At 40.9% G+C, this 19424-nt stretch carries 14 protein-coding genes; 8 read left to right on the plus strand and 6 right to left on the minus strand.

Annotation, left to right across the window (positions count from 1 at the left end; all coding sequences use genetic code 11):
* Positions 1-4: 4 nt before the first annotated feature.
* The 3 genes from KJB35_RS24760 (at position 5) to KJB35_RS24770 (ending at position 1868) form a co-directional block, all read left to right on the plus strand.
* Complete coding sequence (locus tag KJB35_RS24760; RefSeq protein ID WP_258482138.1) at positions 5-190, plus strand: hypothetical protein; 186 nt, start codon at positions 5-7, stop codon at positions 188-190.
* A gap of 405 nt (positions 191-595) precedes the next feature.
* Positions 596-916, plus strand: a complete 321-nt coding sequence (locus tag KJB35_RS24765) for a DOPA 4,5-dioxygenase family protein (protein WP_005375836.1) — start codon at positions 596-598, stop codon at positions 914-916.
* Positions 917-1241: 325 nt separating this feature from the next.
* Positions 1242-1868, plus strand: coding sequence for a hypothetical protein (locus KJB35_RS24770; RefSeq protein ID WP_005388545.1), 627 nt, complete (start codon positions 1242-1244; stop codon positions 1866-1868).
* A gap of 350 nt (positions 1869-2218) precedes the next feature.
* Here the strand turns inward: KJB35_RS24770 and KJB35_RS24775 are convergent, their stop codons facing one another.
* From KJB35_RS24775 to KJB35_RS24790, 4 genes are all read right to left on the minus strand, one after another.
* Positions 2219-4000 (minus strand): transporter, encoded by a 1782-nt coding sequence (locus tag KJB35_RS24775; RefSeq protein ID WP_031781211.1) that lies wholly within the window; start codon positions 3998-4000, stop codon positions 2219-2221.
* 686 nt (positions 4001-4686) lie between these two features.
* Positions 4687-5403 carry a 3'-5' exonuclease gene (locus tag KJB35_RS24780; protein WP_005388533.1) on the minus strand — a complete coding sequence of 239 codons (717 nt, stop codon included), beginning with the start codon at positions 5401-5403 and terminating at the stop codon, positions 4687-4689.
* The gene (locus KJB35_RS24785; protein WP_053307762.1) at positions 5403-7265 is read right to left on the minus strand and encodes a putative nucleotidyltransferase substrate binding domain-containing protein; all 1863 of its coding nucleotides are present in this window, start codon (positions 7263-7265) and stop codon (positions 5403-5405) included. The genes KJB35_RS24780 and KJB35_RS24785 overlap by 1 nt, the downstream gene beginning before the upstream one ends.
* A 141-nt stretch (positions 7266-7406) precedes the next feature.
* A complete protein-coding gene (locus KJB35_RS24790) occupies positions 7407-8126 on the minus strand; it encodes a FadR/GntR family transcriptional regulator (protein ID WP_005388529.1) in 720 nt (239 codons plus the stop codon).
* 560 nt (positions 8127-8686) lie between these two features.
* On the opposite strand from KJB35_RS24790, the gene KJB35_RS24795 reads away from it, so the two are divergent.
* From KJB35_RS24795 to KJB35_RS24805, 3 genes are all read left to right on the plus strand, one after another.
* A complete protein-coding gene (locus KJB35_RS24795) occupies positions 8687-9403 on the plus strand; it encodes a FadR/GntR family transcriptional regulator (RefSeq protein WP_017634231.1) in 717 nt (238 codons plus the stop codon).
* Between the two features lie 188 nt (positions 9404-9591).
* On the plus strand, positions 9592-10881 hold the full coding sequence (locus tag KJB35_RS24800) for an MATE family efflux transporter (protein WP_372051952.1): 1290 nt from the start codon (positions 9592-9594) through the stop codon (positions 10879-10881).
* 197 nt (positions 10882-11078) lie between these two features.
* Entirely contained in the window at positions 11079-12122 is a 1044-nt protein-coding gene (locus KJB35_RS24805; protein ID WP_033906976.1) for a polysaccharide lyase family 7 protein, read from the plus strand.
* A 228-nt stretch (positions 12123-12350) separates the two neighbouring features.
* Here KJB35_RS24805 and KJB35_RS24810 read toward each other — a convergent pair whose 3' ends face one another.
* On the minus strand, positions 12351-14096 hold the full coding sequence (locus KJB35_RS24810) for a LamG domain-containing protein (protein ID WP_258482136.1): 1746 nt from the start codon (positions 14094-14096) through the stop codon (positions 12351-12353).
* Positions 14097-14666: 570 nt separating this feature from the next.
* On the opposite strand from KJB35_RS24810, the gene KJB35_RS24815 reads away from it, so the two are divergent.
* Complete coding sequence (locus KJB35_RS24815; protein ID WP_017634227.1) at positions 14667-15440, plus strand: oligogalacturonate-specific porin KdgM family protein; 774 nt, start codon at positions 14667-14669, stop codon at positions 15438-15440.
* 76 nt (positions 15441-15516) lie between these two features.
* A complete protein-coding gene (locus KJB35_RS24820; protein WP_017821221.1) occupies positions 15517-17082 on the plus strand; it encodes a polysaccharide lyase family 7 protein in 1566 nt (521 codons plus the stop codon).
* A gap of 472 nt (positions 17083-17554) precedes the next feature.
* Here the strand turns inward: KJB35_RS24820 and KJB35_RS24825 are convergent, their stop codons facing one another.
* Positions 17555-19306 (minus strand): polysaccharide lyase family 7 protein, encoded by a 1752-nt coding sequence (locus KJB35_RS24825; RefSeq protein WP_238952574.1) that lies wholly within the window; start codon positions 19304-19306, stop codon positions 17555-17557.
* Positions 19307-19424: the final 118 nt, after the last annotated feature.

Consider the following 19424-nt stretch of genomic DNA (forward strand, 5'->3'; position numbering starts at 1 on the left):
TTGTATGGGTACTCAAACTCTGATATCAGCGCAAAGGCCATACCTAAGGTTGCGTGTGCTTTCGATAGCGGTAGGCATCTGTTCGTTCCTTAAACTATTTGTCGATAACATCGCTGCGACTATTTCACCGCAAGATACAGAGAAAGGCTTTTCTGTATCTAACCCTCTAACTAAATCGTGGTATAGCTAGATACAATAAGTGTAAACAAATTGTTAAATTATGCTTCATTTTGACTTTCGATCAGTAGTAAAGTTTTGCTTACACCCTGATTTTGCAGAGTAATATGCTGATATTTTGTTGGTGGTATTTTTAAACTCGAATTTAATTACTGGTTAATGAAACATATTTGCAACAAAATTTGGCTGTAAAATTTGACAAAGTGAGTCATTATTAATGAATCAACTCAAACAGTTGCTATATGATGAATTGCAAATTTTTGTTGTGCTCGAAGCCTCGACCTTATGAGAATGCATAACTTCTTCCCAACTGAGTGGAATCAAGGTAGGGTGACGGCATTACAAATGTATACCCTCGGCAGTCCTTGAGCTTATCCAAAGTAGGTGGTGCTCAAGCGGAAGTGATTATGGAGAAGTTATGTACCACGCTCATGTTTATTTTCCCCTAAGAGAACAAGATAAAGCGCAAGCCTTGAACGAGATCATCCGTCAAGAGCGTCAAGATGTGCTGCGTGTGTTTCCATTAGTTGGAAGGTTAGTTGGCCCACACAAAATGCCGATGTTTGAAATTCACCTAGAATCATTGAGTGAAGAGTTCTTGGCGTGGCTTGATACGATTCGAGGCGATTTTTCTGTGCTTATTCACCCAGTAAGCGAAGAAGAGTTGCTCGATCACACAGAACGCGCGATTTGGTTGGGCAGAGAGATTGGTGTATTTGAAGAAAAGTTAGAGAAATAGTTGCCTTCTCGCCCATGCATGACCGCTTTGAATCCTTCTCTTCTCATTGCGGTCGCAGCTTCTGCTTAACGCCTCATCTTCATTGATGGGTGCGGAATCCCTCTCTTACGCTTTGCTGTAGCCATTTTTGTGCTAAACCTAAAAGTAGGCTTTCGAACTTCACGCACAAAGCGTGAAAATATCGCTGTTTAGCATGCCATTAAATGAGTTTTGGTGGTAATAAAATAATAAGTCTTTGATAAATCAAATAGGTATAGCAGGGAAGTGCAGTTTACGACCCCAACGCCATTGGCAGTGGCGCCGATAATTTCTGAGGGGGAAGGGTATGTTTTCAATACTCTTGGTTATACTTGCACTCTATATATTTTGGCTGTTGTTTCGCAACGGGCCTGAGTTTGCCGAGCGTACCGCCCAAAAAAAACGTGACTGGGTAGGGCCTACCGCCAACAAAGAAGAATGGCGAGGATTTTGTAGGGATGTATTTCAGCCGTTCAGTTCTCAAACGACTTTCTACGCTATTGCTTATTTTGCCAATTACGTAGCAGCAGCGAACGCAATATCTTGGTCAACGATATACGAAGGCGATTATCCGGTCATCATAAGCCGATTTGGTAGCTACTTCATTTTAAGCACGCATGATGCACTGGTCGTAGCTGGGTTTATTGCGCTTGCTTTCTTTATCATTAATTGGCAACTTGCCATGCGCTGCTCCGGTATTCTTAGCCAGTATCTAGTGCGGATTCTTATTATTAATCAAAAGCGCTTTGTCGCGATTAGCTTGGTGTTTTGCAGCTACTTTTCGTACCTACTGACGCTTGGTATATTCTGGCTGTTCCATGATGGGTATTCAATCTGGCATGGATTAATGCTTAGCCCTGTGTTCCTGCTGTTAGCTTTATTGGTAGCGGTTGTTGTGCCATCTGCAAAAAGAGAAAATAGTGTACCTAAGTAATCCCGAGATGGTTTGTTCAGCGGGAATAGTTTGGCTTGTAGACTAGGTAGTGATGTAAAGGACTAGCCAGTCTAAATCACGAAGCGGCAACAAAGTATACGAGCCGAGATCTTTACTTCATCAGGTATTTGGATGGCTTTGGGGCGTTTACTTAAGCAAGGTAGGCTGCACTTTTAACTCGATCAGATTATCACGTTCTGGTTTAGCCTTATCGAATGACAAAATAAAGCTGCAATTCGATAACCCTAGACAAGATGATATGTCTTCGTAAAAGGGTGAAGTGTTCGTACTGGGAACTTAGAATTAAAAAACGCGGCCAAAGAATAGCCGCGTTTATTAGAATAAGAGATTTAACTTTCTGTCACAGGTTCAGAGGCTTGTTCAGCGCTTGAATCCACAGCTTTTACAAGTAGTAGACCAACACCTCCAACGATGGCACCACATAGAATAAACACTAAGCGCCCCCATACTGGGTTAGGTAGCAGAGCCATAAACATGACACCTATACCTGCGACCGCGATAAGTTTACCCAGCATTTGACGTTGCTTGTTATCGAGCTTTCTCTGTGCCACTGATTCCGCTACAAGAGGCGTTGATAGGTTTTCAAAGAACTTATCGACATCTGCTTGACGTTTGTCAGTTAGAGGTTTGTAGAATAGAGTCGACAACATGAAGAAGCCACCAGTTAGCGTCATGTGTCCGATTAGACCTATTGCTACTTTCACATCAGACCATTCTCGGCTAGTCAACTCCTCAAGGCCAAACGCCGATGACACCATATCAGCTGTGATAACAAACCCAACAAGGTAGGAAACGATGCCACCCACGACTAGAGTTCCCCAACCGGCCCAGTCTGGAGTTTTCTTGATAAAGAAGCCTAAAAACGCTGGAATTGTCATTGGGAACCCGATGAGCGCACCAACGTACATCATAGTGTCGAATAGACTCAGACCTTTTAGAGAGTTTATAAACTGCGCGATTAGAATAATTGCAACGCCAAATACCGCCGATGTTGCTTTAGAAACAGCGACTAGCTCTTTCTCTGATGCTTGGCCCTTACGAACGATCGGTTCATAAAAGTTCTTTACGAAAATACCTGAATTGCGGTTAAGACCAGAGTCCATAGAGGACATCGTAGCAGCAAACATTGCAGCGACCAGAAGTCCAACCATACCTGCTGGCATGTACTCTTGAACGAAATATAGGTACGCGAAGTCGCCTGCTTTGTTACCAGCATCTGGATAAGCTGCCGCTAAATCAACACCTTGGCCTGCAATATACCAAGAAGGCATGAACCAAATGAAAACTCCACCCAGCATCAATACACATGCTAGCAAAGCTGCTTTTTTTGCATTTTTAGAGTCTTTTGCAGCTAGGTAACGGTAAGAGTTCAACATATTGTTTGTAATAGAGAACTGCTTAACGAAGATAAAGAACGCCCAAATACTAAAGATGCTTAAGTAGTTCAGGTTGTTACCTGCAACAAAGCTCCCACTTTCTGCGACTGGGAAGTTAGAGATAATTTCAGTAACGCCACCACCTTGAACAATAGCAACGGCTGCACATGTGATCGTTACCGCCATGATGATGACCATTTGCATGAAATCGGAGGCGATAACCGCCCAAGAGCCGCCAGTTACCGACATCGCAAGTACAACTAAACCGGTAATCCAGATGGTTGCTGTCATATCAAAACCAAAAATACCTGAAGCTATAATAGCAAGGGCGTTAAGCCATACACCTGCAGAGACAACACTGTTTGGCATCGAAGACCAAGTAAATACTTGTTCGTTTGTTGTACCAAAACGCATACGAATGGCTTCTATGACAGTTACGACGCGTAACTGACGAAATTTCGGTGCAAAGTAAGCGAAGTTCATGAAGTAACCAAACGCGTTTGCAAGGAAAATAATGGCGACAGCAAAACCATCATTGTAGGCTTTACCAGCGGCGCCAGTAAATGTCCAAGCAGAGAATTGAGTCATAAACGCCGTTGCTCCAACCATCCACCAAAGCATGTTGCCGCCACCTCGGAAGTAGTCGCTTGTAGTACTAGTAAAAGTTCTGAACATCCAACCTATTGCGATTAAGAATAGAAAATAGATGCCCACAATGAGAGTATTGAGTTCCATCTTTAGACCTTTGAAGTAGTTTATTGTCCTAAGTAATAGTAACGTTCGTTCCTCTTATTTGTAGTACAATAACTCAAAACCGTGACCAGTAAGGCGTAATAAACCCTTTAATTAATCATACAAGTGATCGGTGTCAGATATTGCTTTTCTCTGAAGCTGCTAAAAGTGTCGAGTTTAGGTATGGGTTCTATGAATATACTTATAAAGAATCTTAAGTCCTCTAATAAGAATGGACGCGGATTTATGCATATCTGGCAGAGGGATATAACATCGATTGATGTAGGATTGTTAAAAAAAAGCCCATGCAAGCCTGTACTGCATGGGCCAAACGGTACTAGTACCGCGAGCTGTCGGCTGAAGTTCGCAACAGCGGCTTTACATGATTACTAACCACTACAGATGACGTTCGAGGGGACATCACCTGAATTCGGTTGTTTATGTAACGCTGCTAGATCTTCGACAATCATTGCGCACATGCAATGCTAAGCTCTCTAAAATGTAGTTATGATATGGAGCAACTAATCAGTTTACACTCGCTCTGATGTTGGCAAGTGACAATGGCTATTCGCTGCATTTTGCTAACGTCGCCTCCATTAATGATATTGTATTATTAATCAAGGTAAATGCTGATGATACCAAATTGTGACAGAGAACATGTTTAGCAAATAGGCCTGTGATCTGGATGATTACAGGCTAAGCCGGTAAAGGGGCCCGACTGTCGCTTTTGTCTGAGGTGCGATACGGGTTTGTTGAACTAATAGTAACTCTGCAGTTGCAATTGCATCTGCAAGTGCATTATGGCCGTTGTAAGCGGGTAACCCGTAACGTTCCCTTGTCGCTGCTAGAGTCACATCTGATTCATCGGAAGCATTGATAGCTCTTTGTAACCTTTTTTCTATTCGCAAGGTGTCTATCCAAATGAGCGGCAACTCTTTTATGTTGAAAACTCGCTGTAAATATTGATTAATAAAGCTAGTTTCGACTATACATCCGTGCGCAACAATAACTTTGTTTTCTGCTGCTTTAAAGAATGTCCGCATTGCTTCATGAATAGAGATTCCATCAGTCAGCATTTGTTGGGTAATATGGTTAACAACTATGGTTTCGGGCTTAATTTTTGAGTCGCTATGTACATAAAGGTGTTGGCTTGTTGCTAAGTCAATATGGCCTTGTCGAATCTCTACCCAGCCCATGGAAAGAATGACTTCTTCCTCACTGTCTAAGCCAGTTGTTTCAAGATCAAGAACGATGAACTCAGTGTCAAAAGCTCGTTGATTTACGTCCAGATTTGGCGAGCGAAGCAGCTTTTTAAGATAAAGAGGGATGTGCTTCTTTTTACAGTGCTTTTGTCTCTGACGATTTTTTCGTGTCAATGGATGAAAGTACTCAAGTAAGCGCTTCATTATCGGCTCCCAAAACGGAGTTTGGCGACTTCTTGTAGATCTGCAATGATGCGGAACGCGTCTTTTAAATGTTGACGTTCAAAACTACCGAACGTATTGGGGTCAATGTGGTTATTTGGCTCATCTCCACTTTTTAGTGCTTCTAATTGATGGGCAAATCGAAACGACAAGATGAATTGATATGCGTTTATTATATTTTTGTACGCGTCATGGCTGAGCAGCCCTTTTTCGTTAGCTGCTTTAAAACGCTCATCAGTTGCAGTGAGGTCACATTCAACTGCAAGACCATAAATCCTTGCAAGATCAATGATTAGATTAATCGCGTATTTTTTTACGTCGAGCGTTTTCTTGTTCTCTCCCGATTTTTGTAATACCAGGCTATTGAATATTCCTAGCGGTGGGTTTGTTTTCACCGCATCGTTAACTAACATCGTAAGGAATTCTCTATTAGCGTTGATGTTAGAGTGAAGCTCATCGCGGAGTATCTGTTCAAAGTCTTTGTTTCCATAAACGGTTCGGATTTCTAAAAAGACACTGATATTGAGGAGGCGCTCGTATTCAGGATTTGCCACCCATTTCTTATAGTACTTTTTCCAAACAGAGAGAGGCTGGCACCATTTAGGGGTCGCTGCCATAAATTTCCCTGGACACAATGGATAGTTACATTTATTCAGACCATTACTTACTATCATTGCTAAATGTTTGAAGTAGATACGGTCGTTATCTGTTGCCGAATCATCTAATACGATGGCGCTATCTTGATCTGACAGCATATGTACTTCTTGGCGAGCATGAGAGCCTGCCACAATCCAAGAGAAGTCACAGGGAGGTGTTCCCAACTTATCAATGGCTATTTGTATTAACCTACGAGTGTACGCATCCATAATCATGGTCATCACTTTACCAATGATTTCTGGTGAAACCCGTCCTTCGACTAATGCTTCAAAAATAGCTTGGCGCTCAGACGTAAAACTAGACAAAGCTTTGACACTGCCAGCATATTTGATCTTTTCAATTAAAAATATTGCTTGGACTCGATGGTTTTGAACCAAGTGCGTTGTTGTCAAAACGCCAACGACGTTATTGTCTTTGACTAGGGGTAAATTTCTTATGTTGTGCTGCATCATAATGGAGGCAGCATGCAGAACTAAATCGTCAGGATGAATTGTTTTAGGATCAGGCGACATGACTTCGACGACTGGTGTTGAGATGCTTAATCCTTTAGCGATGACTCGCTTTGTCATATCTCGGTCGGTAATCAGTCCAACTATTTTATTATCACGATAAACGACAGCGCAGGGAGAGCACTTATCGATCATCTCGTTGGCGACTGACTGAATGGATTGCTCAGCGGTTACAATTGCAACTCGACCACTAGCAACTTCCTCTACACGCCGAATAAACAACCCTTTTTCTTTGTTAGACCACACGACATCTAATGCTGACTTTAGCCGTACCTGAGCTTGTGATGCAAAATGTTCAGCACATTCAGGATGAGAAGTGCACAACTTTTTCAGCGCAGCATTTGGAATTACATAAACTAATGAATTTTCGATTGCAATTGCTTTGTATTCTTTTCCGCTTTCGACTTCGTTACCAAGAAAAGTGAAGCCAAACAAATCTTCCGGACCAAGTTTAGCTCTCAATATGCCATCAGATTTACGCTGTTCGATAGAGCCAGTTCTAATAATATAAAGTGACTTTTCGTTCTTAGAAGAATACTGATCAACAACATCCCCCTTGCTTAAATAAGTGATCTTAACAGATGAAGCAAGCTCGCGAAGTGCACCTTTAGGTACCTTGTCAAACGGATCAATCTGGCTGATAAACTGTATGATATTTGGCAGTAGCGAGTCGGTCATAACACAACATTCTCAAAATACATTTGTATTACTATATATCAAAATGTTGATGGTGTGCCATAAAGAATGGAGGAAACGAAATTAAAAAAGCACGCGAGATGCGTGCTTTTGCCTAGTTATTAGATCGCCCAAGCCCTAAGCTTAACTGGCTTCAGGTAAGCGATGTTTTGACTCCAACAAGTGGTTAGCCGAAGCTTGACGTGCTTTTTCAGCATTGCCTGCCATTATTGCTTCATAAATCTCACGATGTTCTTCGATGCACGTATTGCCTTCCTCAGATGAGTGAGCAATAAAGTTAATGAACATTGTAGTCAGAACATGCCCAAACGGTAAGAAAAAGTCGTTTCCGGTTGAGTTAAAAATAATGCTATGGAAACGAATATCTACATCCATCCAGCGCGCTTTGTCCAGTTCGTCTGCTTTAGCGACTTCCAACATATCTTGGAATGCTTCTGATAGCTGAATTCGCTGTTCCGCAGTGGCATTTTTCGCTGCGAGTGCACAAGCTTCAGGCTCTATCGCGCGTCGTAACCCCAAAAATTGATGACAGAACTGATCTATCTCTGTTAGACCGTCCATCCATTCAATTAATTGTGGGTCTAAAAAGTTCCAGTACGCTCGGTTGATGACTCGAGTACCAACTTTTGGACGTGACTCGAGTAAACCTTTTGATGTTAAAAGTTTTACGGCTTCACGCAAAGCTGTGCGACTGATACCAAACTGTTCACACAGGGACATTTCTCCTGGAAGAATGGACCCTTGAGGGATCTTGCCTGACAAAATGCTACGAGCAATTTCGCGAGCTACTTGCACATGTAAGCTGCGCTTGGAACCGGAGATAGAATGAAATTCACCAGACATAAAATCACTTATCGTTAAAATTGTATTATTTAAGCTTGGACTATATCATCCAAAGTGTAGCTCACCAAGAAGATGTTTACGTAATAACAGTTGTCTTCACAAATCCATTTTGAATCTCCGACTGCTTTATGAAGCCTTCATGATTATGATACTTAGCGTATAACAGATGAGGCCACTGATTCTTACATCATTCCTTATTTATTTGTTAGCTCAATATGTTAGTTAACTCTAGTCGCGCCTACTTATTGTACTCACTGATTTTCAATACACAGCACACAATTTGAATAGAAGGTCAGGTTTCTTGTTAAATAAAGTGATATTGTATTATTATATACTAAAGATCGGTGTGCATGATGTTACTACTCGACCATTCAATATTGAGTTTGGCCAATATACCTCGCGAGTAAAAATCATATTCATAAGATCGTTAGATTTTAGACGCTAAATAACAGTGCTTTACATTTACACAGAAAGTCTCCGCCTTCAAAGCGTGTTTCATTTGGCCTTTTCTAATTATTAGCTAAACAAGTCGTTTAGGCTGCTAGCAATGAGGAATATAGATGGCAGAGTTTTCACTTCTCGGGAATTCAAATCACAAGATACATGTACAAGTAGCAAGACAGATTTCTCGCAAAATATTGTCAGGAGAATTAAGTCAAAATGAGAAGCTCCCGAGTGAAATAGAACTGTGTAAGTTGTTTGGTGTTAGTCGGACAGCACTACGAGAGTCGACGAAGTTGCTGTCTGCTAAAGGCTTAATTATCTCTAAACCAAAAGTTGGAACTACGGTACTACCAAGAAACTATTGGCATTTTCTTGATCCTCAACTCTTAGAGTGGATCCAAGATTTAGAAGATACTAAGCCGTTTCTATCTCAGTTTTTAGGATTGCGTAAAGCCATAGAACCAGAGGCGTGTGCGCTGGCAGCCCAAAATGCCAATGCTGAGCAAAGAAAGCTGTTGTCAATTGTATTTCAAAGAATGACGATGGCAGCACGATGTCACGATTATGATGAGTGGATTGCTAACGATCATTTGTTTCATCAAACGATATTCCTTTGTACCGATAACCAATTCTACGTTCCCTTCAGCAATATACTTTCGACCATATTTAAGGTGTTTATTGACAAGTCAGTTGAAGGAGGGAGGTTCTGCCTTAATGAGCACCGTGCAATTTATGATGCAATTATGGTCGGAAACTCATTTCAAGCTCGTTTAGCCTCTCAAACGCTGTTAAATGATGAGAATCAGAGGCTTTCCGACGCCGTGAATAGTTAAGAGCTTGCGTACATTTTATTGACTAAAAAGAGTTTTCTGTCGTTTCTTTTTGTCATGAACTTTGCCTAATGACAGAGCTCTTTAGTTTAAACGTTTAACCTCATTACAAAGGTTTACTAATGTTTTCCCAACCATATATAAAGAAAAACTTATCTCTTGCTTGGCCGCTTGCTCTTAATGCTTTGTTGATGCAATCAATGCTTATGATTGATACGCTGCTTGTTACGCCATTAGGTGAAGTTTCACTTGCTGCTATGGGGATTGCTACAACAATAGTTTCTTTTGTTTTAGGTATCCAAATAGCTCTAGCAAATGGGTCTCAATTGGTACTTAGCCGTGCCGTAGGCTCTGGTCATTATCTATCGTTAAATAAAGGTTTCTGGGCAGCTTTAGTTATCAACGTTCTAGTCGCATCCTTATTCTGGCTGTTGATTACTGTCTTTGATGAAGCGTTAATCAGTAAGTTGACGGATAACGTTGATCTCTATGCGGAGACAAAATGCTACCTTGCAATTGCTAAGTTCATTGTCATATTCAATGCCATTACTCAGGTTATGATTGCGGTGTTCAATGCGCTTGGACGGACCAAAGTTCCATTTAAAGGCTATTTGATTGAATTGCCAGTCAACGTGGCGATGTCTTATGTTCTGATTCACGGCCTGACTAATTTTGAAGGTATTGGCGTTCAAGGCGCCGCGGCGGGTAGTTTGGTTGCTATTAGTATTCGGCTGTTATATTTAACCATGTGCATTAAGCTTGATGATTCTATCATCTTGTCTATTAAGAAGCTTGATGCGTCATTGAAAAGCAATATACATAAGCATTTTAAAGAGATTTTCCCCGTCGCGGCGAACGTCACAATGTTACAAACTGGCGCAACTATATACATGTTGCTGTACTCGCAACTGACCTTAAATGCTTATGTCGCTATGACTATCGTGATGCCTTGGATCAAAGCGGGTACTCAGTTCATTACTGCTTGGGCGCATTCATCGGCAATCACGATTAGCCAAACAATTGGCTCAAGAAAAATGGATGAGCTGCGTAACAATGTCGATATTAGTATTGATATGGCCGTGATGATCTCGTTCGTGTCAGCATTTTTCTTTTTTGCACTTAGTTTCGTTCTTCCTGATTTGTATCCCTACTTAGACCCGAGTACTTACAAAGCGTTATCCGCGATTGCTCCACTTTACATACTGCTACCGATAGTACGTGGCTATAACACCGTTCATGGTCATATTTTGAGAGCGTTAGGTAAAACAACGGAGGTGTTTAAGATTAACTTTACCGGTCAGTGGGTAATCTCTATACCGTTATGTGCTTTGATGATTTTATACTTGGACCTTTCAGTGTTTTGGGTGTTTGCAATCATGCCGTTTGAAGAAATTGTTAAGGCATGGCCATTTAGGCATTTAGCACGTAAGTCTCTGAAAGATTTCGATATTAATAAGGCAGACAAGCTAATGTACGATTGATTCTATGACTATTGGATTAGGTCGAAAATATTCGTAGATGCTATGGACTAAAGAGGAGTATGTCTAGCTTATCATTTTGGCGTTTATCGAGTTTATAAATTGTGATCAATAGAGCACATCATAACTTCTTTCCTCGAATCATTCCTTTGCAAACTTTATTATATGTATGACAATATTACATATAATAAAGTTTGAACATGAAACTCAATCTACTCGTAGCCGCAATGGCTGTTACCTTACCAACTCTTGCTATCGCTTCTGATTTAAATAATGGCGTTGATTATCCAGTCCCTGCCGATAAATTTGATATGCGAAACTGGAAGATCACTATTCCTTCCGATATCAATGAAGACGGAAAAGTGGACGAAATCGAGGGTGTGGCGATGCTGAGTTATTCACACAAAGATTTCTTCTTCTTGAACGAAGAAGGCAACTTGGTGTTTGAAGTGCAGAATAAAGCGGTAACGACAAAAAACTCGAAGAATGCACGCTCTGAACTACGTGAAATGCCTCGTGGCGCTGACTTTTCTATTCAAACCGATGATTTAGCAAACCATTGGGCTTTATCGAGCCACCCTCAGGCTGCTAAACACAGTCGCGTAGGTGGAACGTTGGAAGCGACCTTGAAAGTGAACCATGTTTCTGAACACGCCAAATTTCCAGAAAAAGGGCCTGCTCATTCTGTTGTTGTCGGTCAAATCCACGCGAAAAAAATTGATGCAAGAATAAAAGAGGGTAAAGGTTATGGACATGGAAATGAACCCATTAAAATCTTCTATAAAAAATTCCCAGAACACAAAATGGGCTCTGTATTTTGGAACTACGAGCGTAACCTAGCGAAGGAAGATCCAAATCGTATTGATATTGCATATCCAGTATGGGGAAATACTTGGGATAACCTTGAAGAACCAGGCCAAGCAGGTATCGCTCTTGGTGAAGAGTTCAGCTACAAGATAGAAGTTCAAGGAACTATGATGAACTTGACGTTTGAAACAGAACGCCACGAGACAGTGACTTATTCCATAGATCTCAGTAAGGGGATTGATAGTAAGGACTTTGAGCATGGCTACGCAGAAGACATGTTCTATTTTAAAGCAGGAGCTTATGGTCAATGTAGCGTCAGTGAGTCTCACCCTGTGTGGGGTACAGGATGTGCGGGCACCGGTGATTTTACAGTCGACAAGAAAAACGGTGACTATAACAGCGTGACATTTTCTAAGCTCAAGCTAAATCAAAATTGAAACTAATAGAAAACTAAGAGCTACTCGATTTCTACTTAAGCCTCATCGATTTGATGAGGCTTTTGTTTTCAGTGGAATTCTTTAAAAGGTAAGAAACAAGATAGAGCAAGCAATCACTGGGACTGGCTTGAATTTAGAGTATTGTGTTGAATTTTGTTCTTCTGAAGAGGTAAAAAAATAAAGCCAGGCTCGAAAGCCTGGCCTAGTATCAAGTGCTACAAAATAACACTAGAGTTGCTTTGAATCGATGTTATCGAAATATGCTTTTGTTGAAGCACCACTTGTGTCCCCTACATAAATAGTCAGTTGTGATGGTGTATTCGTTGCGTCTAAGCCTGTTTCGGACTGACTTGGTGCATCAACCGTTTTTCCATTAATAGAAACGTTAATCTCATCACCATCCCAAGCTAGGGACATTGAGTTCCAAGCGTCAGTCGTAATAGTGCCTATTTCTACGTCATCTGATCCTGCTTCGGCTTCAACTTTACCACTGCCCGAAATTCTCAATTCGTAGTAACGATCTGAGTTGTTTTTACCTGAGCCAACATTAATGTATGTAGTTTTTTCGTTGTCTGACGGAATGTAAACATCGAATGACACGCTACCGTTTGATGTTGCTCCGTTTGAAAACTCGCGCGTAACGTATGGTTTGTTGGTCGTATCTGTGTCGGATATTAGCAGAGAGTTAGTGCCGCTCTTTGATACGTCATCACTTACTACAGCCACGGAGGTCAAGGTGGAGGAGTCATCAGCAACCGTATTGTATTCTTTCCAACTAGAGTTTGCTGAACTGATATTTGTTCCTACTGGGTATGAGTCAAAGTTTTCACTCACGTCTTCTGACGGTTTATCAGGATTAGAACTTCCGTCTGAAATGACAACCGCTTCGCTTGATGCACTGTTGTAAATTGTCGCAAGGTCTAAGCCTGGAATGTAGTTGTCAAAATCCTCTTCTAGAACCAACACTTCAGAGCCCGAATCACTAGAGTAAATCTTCAAGTTGTCTGCATTTAATTCAAAGTTTGTAGTGTTGCCATTATCACCTAGTCTCAGTGATACATAAGTTACAGCGGTGCCATCAGCGACAGGTAACATTTCACCTATTTGTTTACCGTTAACCGAAAAAGAGAAGAAGTTTTCTATCCAACTGACTTCTATCGCGAGGTTTTCACCTAACTCAAACGTGTCGCCTGTTTCCGTCAAGTTTCCACTTGCATCGCGGTATTTGATTTTGCCGTTTTCAAATGCCACTTCGCCATGCAAGTTGGAATTCGAGGTTTTTGCTGCATAAAATGAGATGTAAGCATTGTCACCAGAACCGTCGGCTTCCTGTTCTGTTTCTTCATGATGCTGGTAAGTTAGATCTACAGTTAGTCGGCCTGTTGAAATTTCTGAAACACTCGTTGAATCAGACAGCTTGATTCGTAACTCACCGGTGTCTTCTTCTGTTCCACCTTTATTGGTATCCAAAATTTGTACGACGTTGTTATCGCCAGCGTCATTATTTGCCGCTGCAACTGCATCTTTCACCGCATCGTTTTCTGATTCATCGTTACCGGTGAAGTTTCCGTCATTCGTTCCTGAGATGGTTAACATGCCGTTTGAAACTTCATAAGTCCCTGTTAACTCGGTAGGGTTACCTAGATCGCTCTCGTGATAAAGGTTGAATGTAAGCGTCTCTGTATCTTTATCTTCGGTATAAGTTGAAGTGTAGATTGTGTAAGTACCGAAGTTATCATCATCGTTATAATACTTTTGCGTACCGTCTTCAAAGACATAGACGTTTGGCAGGTCGTGCTCATCATCGGATTTCGCCACAGTGGCTGGTGTTGAAATATCCCACATACCTTGGCTCAACTCAGACTCAGTTTCTGTTGGTGGGGGAGCCGATGGTGCATCCCTTAAATCAGTGTTACATCCGGTTAACAAACCTGTGGAAATAGCAATTGCTGCTGCAATTTTTGTTACTTGCATGGTAGGTACTCACTTCTATGTGTCTTTATTTATGTAATATTGTTAGACAAATAATTTCTGTCATCTAGATGGTTTTATCAATAGAATGATCCGACTCACACTAGATACAATGATTGCTCACTGAAGTGATGAATAAGTCACACAAAATAGTTGAATATTAACATCAATAAGAGCTGAACCTTTATGAGGTTGACAGCTTTCTTTATAGAGGAACAGCAAAAACTAAAGGTGATTTAGGAAAGAAATTTGATTTTACATCAAGATTTTTGATTTTAAGCCATTGAAGTTATTGCTGTTTATATTTTTTTAATCTTCTTCTTTATCATATGAAACGAGTTAAAACATTTCTCTGTAAGTGATGTCTACAAAGGTCGTTTTAGAATCAGACATAGCTAACACTTTTGAATATATAATAATACAAATTGTCAGTTAAGGGGCACTTACATGATTAATATCACAGAACTCTCATGATGAATTAACTAGTATTTGTCATACATTAACTCAATAGTGTTGAATCAAATCCAGGGATTTAAGTGGTATCCCAAAAAATATATACAGAGAGATATAATCATGAAAGCAGTTACAACAATGTCCCTATTCGTTGCTTCCACATTAATGGCAGGAGCGGTTTCCGCAGCAACTTTAGACTATCGCGCAGAATATAAGCATGAGAGTGAAACTTATGCCCAACGTATCAAAATTAGTGGTAGTTCTAAAATTAACGATCAGACCAAACTGAACTTTGGTGTTGAACAAAAATTCCATAGTTACGACAACTCGCATTTTTGGGATCAACTCGTTGCTGGTGATTCTGAGTTTGATTGGGGAGTTCGCTACCAAATAAATAAACAATGGTTTATCCAACCAGGGATGCCTATTACTTTTGGCGATGATGACGAAAAAACCACTTATAAACCACAAGTTCGTGTTGGTTACAAATCCTCTTTTGGCTTAAGTACCGCTTTACGTTACCGACACGAATTTCAAGTTTATTCAGATGGTGCAGGTAACAAAACACTAACGGATGGTACTTCGGTAAGCGTTGCTGGGAAAACAGTTGAACAAGGTAAGTGGACACTGACAGGCTCTTACGATATGCGTCAGTTTGATAACGAGTACCTTGATAACGTCAAGCTGAGCTATGAGATCAACTACAACAAAAACTATGACGAAGTGCGTTTATCTGATTGGAAAGATTCTGAGTGGGATGCTGGCTTAATTGTTGGTTACCAAATGGGAGATTTCCGTCCTTACTTTGAATTGTGGAATGTCAAAGGTAAGGATGGTTCAACCACGGATGACCGCCAATTGAGAACACGCCTTGGCCTTAAATACAGCTTTTAACCCGAGTGTTATTGCCTAATTGTTGTTACAGCAAAAGAGCTGTTAATTCATTTTTATATTGTAGGTGTTAGATTACATGAAGCATATTTTCTTCAAAAGCTTGTTAGCTTCTTCTATTTTACTTGCTGTGGGCTGTAATAGTACGGCGACCATGGTAGATCCATTTCCAAACAACCAAGAAACTGGTGCTGATATTCTGACTCCCGTTACGATAACGGCGAGTAGTCATGATGGTAATGTTCCAGAGCAGTTGTTTGACCAAGATATTATGACACGTTGGTCAGCAAATGGTGATGGTGAGTGGGCGATGTTGGATTACGGCTCGGTTTATGAGTTCGACGCAATTCAAGCCTCGTTCAGCAAAGGTAACGAACGCGTCAGCAAATTTGATGTTCAGTTTAGTACTGATGGTGAAAACTGGGTGACGGTTATTGAGGGTGCGCAAAGCTCTGGTCGCGCACTTGGCTTAGAGCGCTTCCAGTTTGAGCCTGCAGTAAAAGCACGCTATGTTCGTTACGTTGGCCACGGTAATAGCAAAAACCAATGGAACTCAGTTACTGAGTTAGCTGCAGTTAATTGCGGAATTAATGCCTGTCCGGCAAGTCACATCATTACTGATGACGTCGTTAACGCTGAAGCGGCTATGATTGCGCAAATGAAAGCGGAGCAAAAGGCACAAAAGGATTTACTCAAAAAGAATCGTAAAGGCGACTTTGGAGCACCAATCGTCCGTCCTTGTGAAACGACTGTGACGTGTGATCTTTCTAAAGCGATGCCTTACCCTACGTTACCGAAAGAGCCACTCGCTACAAATGCTCCGGGTGAAAACTTTGACTTAACACGTTGGAAACTGACGACACCTTTCGACCATGACAAAGATGGTCGTGCTGATGATATTGATGAGTGGGACTTGGCTAACGGCTTCCAACACTCTGATATATTCTACACAGCAGATGATGGCGGAATGGTATTCAAGAGCTATGTGAAAGGCGCTCGAACTTCTGAAAACACTAAATACGCGCGAACTGAGTTACGTACCATGCTTCGTGCTGGTGATAAGTCTTACAGCACAAAAGGTGTAAATCCTAATAACTGGGTATTCAGTTCTGCACCAGTTGAAGATCAAAAAGAAGCGGGTGGTGTAGACGGTACGCTTGAAGCGACTCTGAAGATTGACCACGCAACTACAACTGGTCAGTCGCATGAAGTTGGCCGCTTTATTATCGGCCAGATTCATGACAAAGATGATGAGCCAATTCGTCTTTATTATCGTAAGCTACCAGACCAACCAACAGGTACAGTTTACTTTGCTCACGAAAAAACCAAAACTGGAACAGAGGATTACTACAGCTTAGTGGGTGATATGACTGGTGAAATCGGTGACGATGGCATCGCGCTAGGTGAAAAATTCAGCTACATCATTGATGTGAAAGGCAACACAATGACAGTTACGGTAAAACGTGATGGTAAAGATGATGTTGTTCAAGTCGTAGATATGAGTGACAGTGGCTATGACGAAGGTGGCAGATATATGTACTTTAAAGCCGGTGTCTATAACCAGAATATGTACGGTAATCCAGATGATTACGCACAAGCTACTTTCTATAAATTAAAACAATCTTTTGGTAAGTACCAAGGCTAGTTCTATCACTTTTAGTTGATTGAAGTCCTTTGCCCTCAGCGTTGTAGCTGAGGGCTTTTGCTTTCTATAGAAGAATAAAACAGCTCAAATATGATTTTAATTGACATAGATAAATTAATTTAAAAATTTATTACCATAGATAGGTAATAATTATTGATTGGTTTTATCTTCTGACAATGTTTATTTTTAAGTGCGAATGTATATTAGAGTAGTTTAATTGGTTAAATTTAAAATAGCTCAGCGTTAGGGTAGATAAATATCTCATGAAACTATAGAAGCTGTTTTTAAGCTGCCTAAGTGGAGGTTGACTTATATATTTATCGTAGAAGGAAACACTATGCGTGAAGCGAGTTGAATTGTGATGTTCTAAAAGAAGAGGCCACGAGAAAATAAATTTCCCGTGGCGGCAGTATGAGCTTTGTTCGTTGCTTTAGAGCAAAGTAACAAGCCTATTGCTAAGAGATTGAAATGACTATTGATGAAGAGTGCTCAAAGCACTAAAGCTCACATCAAAGATTTCTCCTCGATATGCATTATCAGGTTTAAACTGAGGGTAAATTCCGGCTTTGAAGTAAAACGCAATATCAGGCGACGCCCATCTTTCAGTAAGAGTATAGGACTTGTTGCTAGCGGTGTCTGAGTATGCTTCTCCCCACTTCAGTGTGTGCGAGACCATATTACTGCCATCTGCATCGTAGGTGGCTAAAAACAGTCCTTCCTTATCGGCACGGATCGTATATTGCCAGTCTTCGTTTACCGCGTAGGTACCAAGCTTAACGCTGAATGCGTTGCAATCAGTACAGTCTTTGTTGTTATCAAGTTTGTAGTTATCGTTCAGAATAACTCGGACTGGCTTATTGTCACCTTCCCAAAGTAACTTCACGAGTGCTTGGCTGATTTTCCAACCATGTATCTGGCCTACCACGACTTTTGGTAATTGACCGTCGATTTTAGGGTATTCGTTAATTCTTAGTGTTGCGTTTAGCGTATGCGAAGTTGCACCGGTGCGACTATCTTCAATATACCAACTTGTCTCTTCATCGCTGGTGCTGCAATCCGGGGAGTTAGTACTGATGTAGAGCTCTCGCAATTCTGAACGGATGTAACTGGAGTTGGCCGTTGACGTGCCGTAACCCATATCGGCGCGGAAATGCATGCTACCGTCAATAACATTGAAGTATGATAAATCAATCTCGCGTTGGTAAACGCTCTCTTCGTTAGACAGAAGATCTTTACTTGAATTACAACGCTCAGGCTCTAATTCAGCCGCGCTGTCACCGCCAAAACCATACCAATCATTTTTGCTTGCAGGAATGGTTAATTTCCAATCGTCAATATTCCAAGCTATTGAATCAGTATGGTCAGTTTTGGTTAGTCCTAACTGCTTAAATTGTACCTTTGCTTCACCGTTTTCAAACTGGTTATAAACTCCGGCTTTAAAGTAGCTCAGGAGGTGCTGCCAGTAGGATACATCTACATTTACCTTTTGCTCATCGTTCACTTTAATGGTTAATGTGTTTTCTCCGATTTTTACTTCGAATCGCGTGAATGCGTTGAGATCGGCTTTTCCTAAATCATAACGATTGTATGATGTTGCATAACAATCTGATGCGCTAGAAGGTAGACTGCAATCTATGGCATTGTTCTTTACTACCGCCCAGTAATGACCAGTGATACTGTTTCGTTCTTGTTCCCAAACGATTCGTAACAAAGGGTGTGGGATAGCACCTATACCAGAAGTATCTGTGCCTTTGTTATGAATTTGCAGGAAAGTGACTTCATCGTGGTTTGCAGGGGAGCTAGCCATTGCAAGGTTAATCTCTGGTAATCGAACATCTGCATACAAAGTTCTAAAGACGCCTTGTTCTGAAATGTTAAAGTTTTCTCGCTCACGAACTTCTGAGCGCATTTTGTAGTTCGACATTTTAAAGACAAGGTAATTGGAATCATTTTCTGCGTAAAAGTGGTCACTCTTATAATCCGAGAATGCTCCATTTTTGACGTCACTGTTTTTGTTTCCCTCCTCCCCATTGGGATCTGATACTTGTAAATCTGAATTACTCAATATGTTTTGAAATTTTGCTATTGAGTATGGTGCTACATGCTCTTGGTGTGGAATATTTGGTTTATCATCTTGGCTTGTAGGGGAGGTATTTCCTCCACACCCTATTAATCCAAGCCCAGAGAAGCTTATTAGAAGCAATTTAGTTGATTTTATAAACACAGTAGTACGTCTCTTACACCATCCAATATTTGTAATACAATATCATTTTAGTGTTGTTGGGGAGTAGTTTAGTCATAAGTTAAATAGTAAAAGTGTTAATTAAATCTCAGAAGAGTTC

The organism is Vibrio sp. D431a, assembly GCF_030248655.1.
Taxonomy (GTDB): Bacteria; Pseudomonadota; Gammaproteobacteria; order Enterobacterales; family Vibrionaceae; genus Vibrio; species Vibrio alginolyticus.

What these genes read in the sequence shown, in the direction of transcription:
- KJB35_RS24785 (WP_053307762.1), bottom strand. Translation starts at nt 7,265, where the DNA reads ATGACCGACTCGCTACTGCCAAATATCATACAGTTTATCAGCCAGATT.
- KJB35_RS24810 (WP_258482136.1), bottom strand. Translation starts at nt 14,096, where the DNA reads ATGCAAGTAACAAAAATTGCAGCAGCAATTGCTATTTCCACAGGTTTG.
- KJB35_RS24795 (WP_017634231.1), top strand. Translation starts at nt 8,687, where the DNA reads ATGGCAGAGTTTTCACTTCTCGGGAATTCAAATCACAAGATACATGTA.
- KJB35_RS24780 (WP_005388533.1), bottom strand. Translation starts at nt 5,403, where the DNA reads ATGAAGCGCTTACTTGAGTACTTTCATCCATTGACACGAAAAAATCGT.
- KJB35_RS24815 (WP_017634227.1), top strand. Translation starts at nt 14,667, where the DNA reads ATGAAAGCAGTTACAACAATGTCCCTATTCGTTGCTTCCACATTAATG.
- KJB35_RS24765 (WP_005375836.1), top strand. Translation starts at nt 596, where the DNA reads ATGTACCACGCTCATGTTTATTTTCCCCTAAGAGAACAAGATAAAGCG.
- KJB35_RS24790 (WP_005388529.1), bottom strand. Translation starts at nt 8,126, where the DNA reads ATGTCTGGTGAATTTCATTCTATCTCCGGTTCCAAGCGCAGCTTACAT.
- KJB35_RS24760 (WP_258482138.1), top strand. Translation starts at nt 5, where the DNA reads ATGGGTACTCAAACTCTGATATCAGCGCAAAGGCCATACCTAAGGTTG.
- KJB35_RS24775 (WP_031781211.1), bottom strand. Translation starts at nt 4,000, where the DNA reads ATGGAACTCAATACTCTCATTGTGGGCATCTATTTTCTATTCTTAATC.
- KJB35_RS24805 (WP_033906976.1), top strand. Translation starts at nt 11,079, where the DNA reads ATGAAACTCAATCTACTCGTAGCCGCAATGGCTGTTACCTTACCAACT.
- KJB35_RS24820 (WP_017821221.1), top strand. Translation starts at nt 15,517, where the DNA reads ATGAAGCATATTTTCTTCAAAAGCTTGTTAGCTTCTTCTATTTTACTT.
- KJB35_RS24770 (WP_005388545.1), top strand. Translation starts at nt 1,242, where the DNA reads ATGTTTTCAATACTCTTGGTTATACTTGCACTCTATATATTTTGGCTG.
- KJB35_RS24800 (WP_372051952.1), top strand. Translation starts at nt 9,592, where the DNA reads ATGCAATCAATGCTTATGATTGATACGCTGCTTGTTACGCCATTAGGT.